Annotated in this window: 12 protein-coding genes; 7 read left to right on the top strand and 5 right to left on the bottom strand. The window is 41.2% G+C overall.

Going from position 1 to position 10,781, the window contains the following annotated elements; genetic code table 11:
* From AWH49_RS04470 to AWH49_RS04460, 3 genes are all read right to left on the bottom strand, one after another.
* Positions 1–275, bottom strand: a 275-nt coding sequence (locus AWH49_RS04470; RefSeq protein ID WP_169815972.1) for a transposase, incomplete at its 3' end; no start/stop codon positions are given.
* 121 nt (positions 276–396) lie between these two features.
* Positions 397–1,722, bottom strand: coding sequence for a hemolysin family protein (locus tag AWH49_RS04465; protein WP_063964784.1), 1,326 nt, complete (start codon positions 1,720–1,722; stop codon positions 397–399).
* 111 nt (positions 1,723–1,833) lie between these two features.
* Positions 1,834–2,874 (bottom strand): STAS domain-containing protein, encoded by a 1,041-nt coding sequence (locus AWH49_RS04460; protein ID WP_082862669.1) that lies wholly within the window; start codon positions 2,872–2,874, stop codon positions 1,834–1,836.
* A gap of 129 nt (positions 2,875–3,003) precedes the next feature.
* Here AWH49_RS04460 and AWH49_RS04455 point away from each other — a divergent pair, with 129 nt between their 5' ends.
* The 4 genes from AWH49_RS04455 to AWH49_RS04440 all read left to right on the top strand — a co-directional run bounded on the left by AWH49_RS04455 (position 3,004) and on the right by AWH49_RS04440 (position 6,558).
* Positions 3,004–4,560 carry an ABC-F family ATP-binding cassette domain-containing protein gene (locus tag AWH49_RS04455; RefSeq protein WP_018395575.1) on the top strand — a complete coding sequence of 519 codons (1,557 nt, stop codon included), beginning with the start codon at positions 3,004–3,006 and terminating at the stop codon, positions 4,558–4,560.
* A complete protein-coding gene (locus AWH49_RS04450) occupies positions 4,560–5,243 on the top strand; it encodes a Dph6-related ATP pyrophosphatase (protein ID WP_342341780.1) in 684 nt (227 codons plus the stop codon). Before AWH49_RS04455 ends, AWH49_RS04450 begins: the two co-directional genes overlap by 1 nt.
* Positions 5,244–5,499: 256 nt before the next feature.
* The gene (locus AWH49_RS04445) at positions 5,500–5,763 is read left to right on the top strand and encodes a CD3324 family protein (RefSeq protein ID WP_063964782.1); all 264 of its coding nucleotides are present in this window, start codon (positions 5,500–5,502) and stop codon (positions 5,761–5,763) included.
* A 156-nt stretch (positions 5,764–5,919) separates the two neighbouring features.
* Positions 5,920–6,558 (top strand): FusB/FusC family EF-G-binding protein, encoded by a 639-nt coding sequence (locus AWH49_RS04440; RefSeq protein ID WP_063964793.1) that lies wholly within the window; start codon positions 5,920–5,922, stop codon positions 6,556–6,558.
* A 37-nt stretch (positions 6,559–6,595) separates the two neighbouring features.
* On the opposite strand, the gene AWH49_RS04435 is transcribed toward AWH49_RS04440, so the two are convergent.
* A complete protein-coding gene (locus tag AWH49_RS04435) occupies positions 6,596–7,738 on the bottom strand; it encodes a DEAD/DEAH box helicase (RefSeq protein WP_063964781.1) in 1,143 nt (380 codons plus the stop codon).
* Between the two features lie 96 nt (positions 7,739–7,834).
* Between AWH49_RS04435 and AWH49_RS04430 the strand changes: the two genes are divergently transcribed.
* Positions 7,835–8,044, top strand: coding sequence for a hypothetical protein (locus tag AWH49_RS04430; RefSeq protein WP_342341781.1), 210 nt, complete (start codon positions 7,835–7,837; stop codon positions 8,042–8,044).
* A 56-nt stretch (positions 8,045–8,100) separates the two neighbouring features.
* Here the strand turns inward: AWH49_RS04430 and AWH49_RS04425 are convergent, their stop codons facing one another.
* A complete protein-coding gene (locus tag AWH49_RS04425) occupies positions 8,101–8,712 on the bottom strand; it encodes a DNA-3-methyladenine glycosylase (protein WP_244886770.1) in 612 nt (203 codons plus the stop codon).
* Positions 8,713–8,863: 151 nt separating this feature from the next.
* Between AWH49_RS04425 and AWH49_RS04420 the strand changes: the two genes are divergently transcribed.
* Together AWH49_RS04420 and putP are read left to right on the top strand one after the other, a co-directional pair.
* Positions 8,864–9,193 (top strand): hypothetical protein, encoded by a 330-nt coding sequence (locus tag AWH49_RS04420; RefSeq protein WP_018395568.1) that lies wholly within the window; start codon positions 8,864–8,866, stop codon positions 9,191–9,193.
* Between the two features lie 115 nt (positions 9,194–9,308).
* On the top strand, positions 9,309–10,775 hold the full coding sequence (putP, locus tag AWH49_RS04415; protein WP_063964779.1) for a sodium/proline symporter PutP: 1,467 nt from the start codon (positions 9,309–9,311) through the stop codon (positions 10,773–10,775).
* Positions 10,776–10,781: the final 6 nt, after the last annotated feature.

Below are 10,781 nucleotides of genomic sequence, written 5' to 3'. Positions count from 1 at the left end.
CACCGGTAGGCGACGTTCGTCTCAATTTCCTTAATCGTCTGCCGGCTCGAGCGGATGCCAAACAGGTACTGCACGAGCACCATTTTAATGAGCACAACCGGATCAACGCTCGGCCGGCCGTTATCAGCAGAATACATGTCCTCCAGCAGCGGATAAATGAAGTCGAAATCAATCGCTGCCTCGATTTTACGGACCAAATGATCATCCGGCACGAGCTGGTCCAGAGCCACAACTTCCATTTGGTTTCGATGATCTTCCAGCCGTTTCGATAACATACAAATTCCCCCACAAGATTTTGATGATTCTATTATACAAAAAAAGCTCGCAAACATCGCCTTCAAAATGAAGACTTTGTCTACAAGCTGAGAGCTGCGAAACATCGCGGCTCTTTTTCGTTTATTCATTTACCAGTTGTTCTTCCGGCTTTGCTTTCGCTTTTTTCGCTTCAATAGCATGAATGTGGTGGCCGTCGGCGTCGCGGATAATAAATTCATATCCATCCTGCTCAATCGAATCACCGAGCTTCACATCAATGTTTTCTGTGAGTGCCCAGCCGCCTAACGTATCGACTTCTTCATCCGACAAATGAGTACCAAGCAAGTCATTTACTTCTGAAATTAATACACGTGCATTCAGCAGATAATGTTTTTCTCCCAGTTTTTGTACTTCCGGCTTTTCATCCGCATCGAATTCATCACGAATTTCACCCACAATTTCTTCTAAAATATCTTCAACGGTTACAAGTCCTGACGTACCGCCATATTCATCCATTAAAACTGCCATATGAATGCGCTCTTTTTGCATTTTTAACAGCAAATCATGAATCGGAATCGTTTCAATCACACGAATGACCGGTTTTACAAACTCTTCAAGCGGCCGACTCCGATCGCTGTCACGGTTTAAATAATATGATAATAGTTCTTTCATGTTGACCATACCGAGAATGTTATCTTTATCACCATCATCGACTGGATAACGCGTATATTTTTCAATCTGAATGATTGACGTAATTTCATCCCATGTTAAATCTTTTGACAATGTGATCATATCCGTACGTGGTACCATAATTTCCTTAGCCACACGCTCGTCAAATTCAAAAATACGATCGACATATTTATATTCAGACTGATTAATTTCACCACTTTTAAAACTTTCCGACAAAATGATGCGCAGCTCTTCTTCAGAGTGTGCCATTTCGTGTTCAGACGCCTGTTTCAAGCCAAAAAGACCGACTAAGCCACGAGCTGAACCGTTCAACAATTTAATGACTGGATACATGATTTTATCAAAAACAATGATGATCGGCGAGAACGTTAATGTGACCCATTCCGCTTTTTGAATCGCGACTGTTTTCGGTGCCAGTTCCCCGACAACAACGTGTAAAAACGTCACAAGGGAAAAGGCGATAAAAAATGATAAAACACTTGAAACAGATGATGCGAGTTCAAACCGTTCAAACACCGGATGCAAAATTTTCTCGATAGTCGGTTCCCCGAGCCACCCGAGTCCGAGTGCTGTAATCGTGATACCAAGCTGACAGGCAGACAAGTATTCATCTAAGTTTGATGTTACTTTTTGTGCTGCAATTGCCCGCTTGTTCCCTTCTTCAACGAGCTGATTAATACGCGATGGACGCACGCGGATGATGGCAAATTCCGTTGCAACGAAAAAGCCGGTCAGCACGATGAGCAGGACAAATAACAATATATTGACTAATATCAAAATGTGGAAAAAACAGACAAGCTGTTTTTTCCCCTCACCTCCCGGGGTAAAAAATAACTTGTATTTCTATACCCGTATTTTTATTTATCATAACAAACTCTTGACATCTTTTTAAAGTGATTCATCTTCTTTCTTAATAATATGCATTCCATCAAGTGCATTCGCATAATGAACAGCGTGTTTCAGTGTCGCAAAACACTTTAAATCTTTTAAATAAATGCCTTTTGACGCCATTTCCATACCAAGTTCCGGAGAAATACCTGCAACCATCGGTACCGCACCGATTAATTGGATGGATTGCGTCAATTTTTCAAGTGTACTTAGAATAAGGGAGTCCATCGCATTAATACCCGTGACATCTAAAATAAGCATTTTTGCTTTATGATCCACAATAGCTTGCAATACTTTTTCAATTAAGTCATCGGACCGTTCTTGATCAAACCGGCCCATAATCGGTGTAACGAGAATACCGTCCAGAACGGGAATAACAGGTGAAGACAGTTCACGAATCATCGTTTTCAGTTCTATCGTCCGATTTTCCACCATCGCTTCCAGCTGCACAATCGTCTGCTGCTCCTGCGACTGAATGTACTCGCGAATGTTTTCATTCGGTGTCACTGGAGACGGGAACAGTTCGATTTCTTTATACGAACCGGCTTCAGATATAGTATAATCGGTAATTTTATACCACATTGTCTCTCCAAACAGCCCCGTAAAAATACCCGCCCAATGACCACCGATAAGGGTGCCTGGCTCTTGCTTTCCCTGTGCTTGAACGACTTTACTTTCCCAATCATTACGAATGGATAGTGTAGCACGCCGTTCTTCTAAACAGAGGCTTTTGTACTCCATTGCTCCCCAACCCGTAGCGGTGTAAACATTAGGCAACGATTCAAGCACTTCTCGCATACTCTTACCGTCCTTTGCATAGAAGCTGCTCATAATTTTCCCTGACCGGTAACCTGCTGTCTCAAGTACTACCCGGACAGATTCGACACCTGTCACTTCTTCAATCGTGTCGATGAACGTTTTTAGTTCTGACTTTGTCCAAAATAAAACAACGTCCTCATCATCAAATTGAAATAGACCCTCGTCTAAATTCCAATTGAAATTGGTGTTCTCTATTTTCTTGTTATATGTCCGTTCTTTCAAAAGAATCCCTCCTGATTTTCCTTATAAAACCTATTTTACATTGACTACTCGCCGTTCACCAGTTTTCCTCCGCTTTTTTAAGCAAAATGATATAATAATAAGAAAAAGAACGCGAGGTTTTTGACAACAATGAGTATTTTATCAGTAAGCCGCTTAAGCCATGGTTTCGGCGACCGTGTAATTTTTAATGATGTTTCTTTCCGCCTGTTAAAGGGTGAACATATCGGCCTTATCGGCGCGAATGGTGAAGGCAAATCAACGTTTATGAACATTATTACCGGCGAATTGCAGCCGGATGAAGGTAAAGTTGAATGGTCGAAAAATGTCCGTGTCGGCTATCTTGATCAGCATGCAGTATTAATGCAAGGCATGACAGTTCGCGATGTGCTCCGGACGGCGTTTCAATATTTGTTTGATATCGAAACAGAAATGAATGAACTGTTTGGGAAAATGGGAGATGTTTCACCAGAAGAACTGGAGACATTGCTTGAAGAAACGGGTACGATGCAAGACATTCTTACAAATAATGACTTTTACATTATCGATGCAAAAATTGAAGAAACAGCGCGTGGTCTCGGTCTCGATGACATTGGCCTTGATCGTGATGTTCATGACTTGAGCGGTGGACAGCGGACGAAAGTATTGCTCGCAAAGTTACTCCTTGAAAAGCCGGACATTTTACTTTTGGATGAGCCGACAAACTATTTGGACGAACAGCACATTGTATGGCTGAAGCGTTACTTACAAGAATATGAAAATGCCTTTGTGCTCATTTCGCACGATGTTCCATTTTTAAATAGTGTCGTCAATTTAATTTATCATATGGAGAATCAAGAACTGAATCGCTACGCCAGTACGTATGATGAATTTTTGAGAGTACATGAAATGAAAAAACAACAACTTGAAGCAGCATTTAAAAAGCAACAGCAGGAAATTGCCGGCTTAAAAGATTTCGTTGCCCGTAATAAAGCGCGTGCTTCAACGAGTAATATGGCGATGTCCCGCCAGAAAAAACTTGATAAAATGGATGTTATTGAATTGGCGTCTGAACGCCCGAAACCGGAATTCCGTTTTAAAGAAGGACGGACACCTAGTAAACTTATTTTTGAAGCACGCGACCTTGTGATTGGATATGATGAGCCACTTTCTAGCCCACTGAACTTGCGCATGGATCGCGGACAAAAAATTGCTCTAACCGGTGCAAATGGGATCGGGAAAACGACGCTTCTGAAAAGTCTGCTCGGTGAAATCACCCCGGTTTCTGGCCAAGTAGAACGCGGTGAAAACCTTTTGATCGGCTACTTCCAGCAAGAAATTAAAACGAGTAACAACAACACATGTATTGAAGAAATGTGGACCGAATTCCCATCATTTACGCAATATGAAATTCGTTCATCACTTGCTAAATGTGGATTAACGACGAAACATATTGAAAGTAAAGTTGCTGTGTTAAGCGGCGGTGAAAAAGCAAAAGTTCGTCTGTGTAAATTAATTAATCAGGAGTCCAACGTTCTCGTTCTCGATGAGCCGACCAATCACCTTGACGTCGATGCAAAAGAAGAGTTGAAGCGAGCGCTGAAGGCTTTTAAAGGAAGCATCCTCCTTATTTCACATGAACCTGAATTTTATCAAGACATTGTGACAGACATTTGGAACGGCGAATCATGGACGACGAAGGTATTTTGATGATGAAAAAACGGTATGCATTGTCGTGGAGCGGCGGCAAAGACTGCACGATGGCGCTTCACTTGTTAAGAAATCAGGGTATAGATGTTGTCTGTCTCATCACGACAGCACCGATTGAAACAGGCCGCACATTCGGACATGATGAAAAAATGGAATTGATCGAGGCACAAAGTAAGTCACTTAATATCCCGGTTCACTTTATTCGATGCCGATACAATCATTATACAGATGATTTTATTGCTGATTTGAAACAGTTGAAAGATAAATTTACGCTTGTTGGCATCGCGTTTGGTGATATTTATCTCGATGGTCATATTGAATGGGGAGAAAAAACGGCGGCAGCAGCCGGTGTTAAATCCATATTTCCACTCCAGAGCAAAAAATCAGAAAGTGCACGGATGCTGGAGCGATTTATAGATACTGGCTATAAAGCAATGATCATTCGTGTGCGGCGCGATATGATGGATGCTACGTTTCTTGGCCGAGTGTTAGATGAGTCATTTGCAGAGGATATTGTAAAAACGGATTGCTGTCCATTGGGCGAAAATGGCGAGTTTCATACGTTTGTGTATGACGGTCCGCTTTTTAAAACACCGATCGCTCTAAAAACAGGCGATGTAATCGAATTCGATACATCATTCCGTCTTGACATAGAGTCGTTGAAAAGCAACAAGATGCAGTAAAGTTTCATTTATTGTACAATAAATGGGATTTAAAAAGCGTTTACGTCATAAACGCTTTAAGGAGGTGGAAGAATGGTAAATGTGACTGGTTTGCCACAATCTGCAGCGTCTCATGCAAAGCCTAATATTAGAAAGGCGATACTTTGCATGGGGTGAACGATTTATTTAAAATCGCCCAAATAAGCATAGATCATTTCTAATATCGTTGGCTTTGCACCTTATTTTCATTTTCAACAAAAATAAGGGGCTGGCAGAAATGAAATATGTAAAAGCAACGACTGTTTTACCCGAACAGCTGATAGCAGAAATTCAAAAGTATGTTCAAGGTGAAACGATTTATATTCCTAAGCCTAAAACAGCTTATCAAAAATGGGGTACACGTTCTGGCGAAAGAAAGTTCATTGACGACCGAAATAAAGCCATTAAAAAGGGATTTAAAAGCGGTACAACGATGAATCAATTAGCTGAAGACCATTTCCTCTCAGTCGAAACAATCAAAAAAATTGTGTATTCTAAATAAAGAGAAACAAAAATAACAGCACTGATGATCTTGTAAATAGATGATCAGTGTTTTTTATGTAGATTTTGTTTCTTAATCATCTTCTCCATATCGCAATATTTATTCATCTGTTAAAGTAAAAAAAGTAACTGAGCAATATGATTGGGAGTGATTAAAATAGATCCTTTTATAAGAAGTGACCAGTATAACTTTATTAAAACTCAAACAAAGATTTTAATTAACGGACACGCGAGCGGCAACGATATAGATGTTCTGAAAGCACTCAAATCGCTCGCTGAAGAAAAAGTATTCCATTTGTTTGAAGACACGACCGATGAGCAAAAACAATTAATAGCCTCCATTGTGACAATTAAAGAAAAAGCGGATGCTGAAACGTTTCTGCTACAATTAAAACCGTATGTGATTCCGTTTAAAGCCGTAACAGAACAATCGATAAAAAAATTATTCCCAAAAGCAAAAAAATTAAAGGTTCCTGTATTAGAAGACAAGGAACGGAAAGAAATTTCCTATTTGGGTTGGCATGACAATGGCTCCAATAAACAATACATTGTCGCTCCACATCACATGAAGCTTATCGGACTGTCTGGCACCTTTACCCGTTCAAACCTAAAAGGAATTTGTGCGCTGTGCAATGGTCATGAAGAAGTCGGTATGTTTATGTCAGAAGCAAAAGTATCTGGAAATGGTACTTTTATTAACAGAGGGAACTATATTTGTCTGGATAGTCAAAAATGCAATCAAAACATCATCACGTTGGATAAATTACATGATTTTATGATAAGGCTAAGTAAATAATAAACAAGGAACGTGCTGAAGCTAGCACGTTCCTTGTTTATTTTGCAGGGACAGCTTTCCCTTTATAAAATTCATATTTTTCAAGTTCAATGCCGATTTGTCTGGAAATTTTCTTCAATTCTTTTTCCTGAAACTCACTCGTAATAAGTGTGATAATCGTTCCGTCTCCTCCCGCACGTCCCGTTCGTCCGGAGCGGTGCGTATATTCACGTGAATTGTGCGGCGCTTCAAAATGCAAAACGTGAGTGAGCCCCTTCACATCAAGTCCGCGAGCCGCGACATCTGTCGCAAATAATAGTGGTGCTTTGCCATTTCGGAATTCACGAATTGCTTTGACACGCTCTTCTTTTCTGAGTTCACTGTGCAGTACGCCATTTTTCACGCCTTTATACGCAAGCTTTTCTGACATCACATTGACGTCTGTAATGTCTTTAATGAACGCAAGTATCCGCTCCGGTTCAAACGTGCGCATCACTTTTTCAATCATTTGCTGTTTTTCTTTCCACTCACATGTGAAATACAAATGGCGGACATTTCCTTCTTCCGGCAAACTTTCTTTTGAAATTTTCACCATTTCTGGATCGTTCATGACTTCTTTCGCTTTTTTCTCTGCCGCCGCTGGCAATGTCGCAGAGAACAGAGCAAGCTGACGGTCTTTCAGCGATGCTTTAATAATGGATTGAACTGGGTCGGCTAGCGCAGTTGTGAAAAGTTCATCTCCCTCATCTAATACAATAAGTTTGACTTCATGCATTTTGAGTTTTTTCATTTGAATGAGTTCAAGTAATCGACCCGGTGTCCCGCATACGATATGGGGCGGTTTTTTTAATCGATCAGTCTGACGCTTAATGTTCGCCCCGCCGATCATGCCAGCTGACGTGATCACTCCCCCGCCAAATGTGCGGATTTCTTCTTGAATTTGCATGATCAGTTCCCGTGATGACGCCATGACGACCGCCTGGACTTGTTGGCGTTTCGGATCAATTTTGTTTAGCATTGGCAATACATACGCAAGTGTCTTTCCTGTTCCTGTAGGTGATTCCGCGATTACATCGTGTCCTTCAAGCAGCAATGGAATCGCTTCTTCCTGCACTGGCATTGGCTGCTTAAACTCCGCTTTTTGCCATGCTTCCTGCAAAAATGGCTGTAATGATGATAAAAATGTTGGTTGATTTGACATAAAGGCTCCTTCTCGCTTTTTTTTCATTATCCATTGTTTTCACATGTTTAACAATGACAAATTAAGGTTAGTATAAAGATTATGATTCCTTTTGAGGTGAAAAAATTGGAGAAAAAACGTGATCAAGGAAAAATGGATAACCCTGACCAGCTCGAAACAGACAAAGAAAGCATATATGATAAGTTTAAAGAAGAACAAACCGTAGATTCCATTCCGCTTGAAGATTTGAAAATCCAGCAGTTCGACGAAAAAAATAAACACCATACGAAAGATTCATCGTCGAGTGAAAAGAAATTTCCAGGATAAAGGCAGCCTTGTGCTGCTTTTATCCTTTTGTTACTACCTTTGCTGCTTTGTTACATTCAACGCGATACGTACGCATTTCCCGTCACCCAGAAGCGCCACGGGTAGTCTTTCGCTTCCTCACTATTCGGAATGCCGATGCGTGGACCTATCGAAATATCATTCGGCGTAAATCCCGATGCAATGTAAATCGGCGGTTCATCAAAGCGTCTACCGTAATCGGTCATGTTAATACCAAGTGCTTTCGTCAACTTCCCTGGCCCGCTCGTCAAATTTTTCATCGTCGTGTCACCTCTCCGTTCAAACATAAGATCAATGCCCTCATATGGTTCCACCGCGCGAATGAGCACAGCTTCTGGCGTATCGACTGCCCCACTTACAACATTCACTAAGCAATGCGTATGCATCAAATACGTATATACGTTCCCGGCTTCTGCAAACATCACTTCCGTCCGCTTCGTCCGTCGATTATTAAAACTATGTGCTGCCTTATCAAGCGGCCCACAGTACGCTTCTGTTTCAACAATAAAACCGGATGCGATCCCCTCGTCCATTTCTTTCACGAGCAGACAGCCGAGTAAGTTTCGGGCCAATGTAAGCGTTGGCTGTTCAAAAAAACCATTGCCTATCGGCTTATAATTGTTCATTTTACTCGGTAATTCTTCATTCATCTGTCTCATTCAACGTCACCTCTCTCTTTCATTTTACCTTTTTCACACTCGATTAATCCGCTCCCAGTGTTTTTTCAACATTTTACTGTTACAATTGCCCCGATTTAGGGTAAAGTAGTAAAAAGCACAGATTTCAATGGAGGTTTTTGGTATGGAATGGATCGGCTGGATCAGTCTTGCAATTATGGTAGGGGCACTTATTTATTTCGGTATTTCGGCCCTTGGCACATTCAAATCAATGAAGCCGAAAATCGATCAGTTAAAAGCGGTGCAAACACGCATTCAAACTGAAGCAGATAAAATTAAGTCTGAAACAGATGAATTGAAAGTTCATCAAGAGCAGCTTATAGCCGATGTAGATTATGCAAAGCAGGCGGTTACATTGACCATAAATGAAACAAAGCAAATTCCTGAAAATGCGAAGTTTTTCGCAAAGACAGCTGTTGATTCAACAAAAAGTAAAAAAACGGCGAACACTTGATATAATGGGAGCGATAGAGCATCTGACACTGATCAGATGCTCCTGTTTTTTTTACAAAGAAATTATTTTCGTTATAATGGATACCGTTACGCTTTAAAAACGAAAGGATGTCTTGATGGATTATTTACTGATTGTTTCAATTGTTATTTACATGGCAGTCATGTTGCTCATTGGATGGTTAGCGTATAAGAAAACGTCCAATTTAACAGATTACATGCTTGGGGGACGCGGGCTCGGTCCAGCGGTAACGGCACTGTCTGCCGGTGCATCTGATATGAGCAGCTGGTTATTAATGGGGCTGCCTGGCGCAATGTTTTTAACGGGGATTAGCTCATCCTGGATTGTATTCGGCTTAACCCTTGGTGCGTGGGCAAACTGGCTATTCGTTGCCCCACGACTGCGCACATATACCGAAATTGCGAATGATTCGATTACCATTCCCGGCTTTTTAGAAAACCGGTTTGATGATAGCTCTAAAATGCTCCGCCTTATTTCCGGGCTCGTTATTTTGATTTTCTTCACGTTTTACGTGTCATCCGGTATGGTGTCCGGTGGTGTATTATTTAATACAACGTTCGACATGGATTATCGCATTGGTTTATTTGTCGTCACAGGCATAGTCGTGGCGTATACGTTATTTGGCGGCTTTTTAGCAGTCAGCTGGACGGATTTTGTTCAGGGAATCATTATGGTAACAGCATTAGTTCTGGTGCCGATTGTCGCATTGATTGAAATTGGTGGTCTTGGAACAGCTGTATCAGAAGTACGATCCATTGATCCCAAATTACTCGACATTTTTCAAGGTCAAAGTATTCTTGGTATTATTTCCCTATTCGCATGGGGACTTGGCTACTTCGGCCAGCCGCACATTATCGTCCGGTTTATGGCGATCACGTCTCGAAAAGATATAAAAACAGCTCGCCGGATTGGCATGAGCTGGATGATTTTCTCTACGATGGGTGCATTGTTTACTGGATTTCTCGGTATTGCCTATTACTCGATGAATGGATTAGTGCTTGAAAACAGCGAAACCATTTTTATCGCATTAGGTGATATTTTGTTCCATCCGATCATTACAGGCTTTGTATTATCGGCGATTTTAGCAGCCGTCATGAGTACGATTTCATCACAACTTCTTGTTACGTCTAGTTCACTGACAGAAGACTTGTATAAAACGTTTTTCCGCCGTGATGCTTCTGATAAAGAGCTCGTCTTTTTAGGCCGTCTCTCTGTGTTGATCATTTCTATCATTGGCCTTGCACTTGCCTGGGAACAAAATGATACGATTTTAAAACTAGTCAGTTATGCATGGGCAGGCTTCGGTGCCGCATTTGGTCCGGTCATTTTACTGAGCTTGTACTGGAAACGCATGACGAAATGGGGGGCGCTTGCCGGTATGGTGACTGGTGCTGCAACGATTATTATTTGGTCGAATGTGTTCCATTTATCTGACACGTTGTATGAAATTATTCCCGGTTTTGCTGTGTCACTTCTAGCCATTGTCATTGTCAGTCTAATGACAAAACCAGCGAAAGAAACGACAGAACGATTTGACAAACTTACTGCACAAATGAAAGATTAATGTCGA

It is taken from the genome of Domibacillus aminovorans (genome assembly GCF_001643235.1).
GTDB lineage: Bacteria > Bacillota > Bacilli > Bacillales > Domibacillaceae > Domibacillus > Domibacillus aminovorans.
This window is presented reverse-complemented; position numbering and strand designations above follow the sequence as displayed.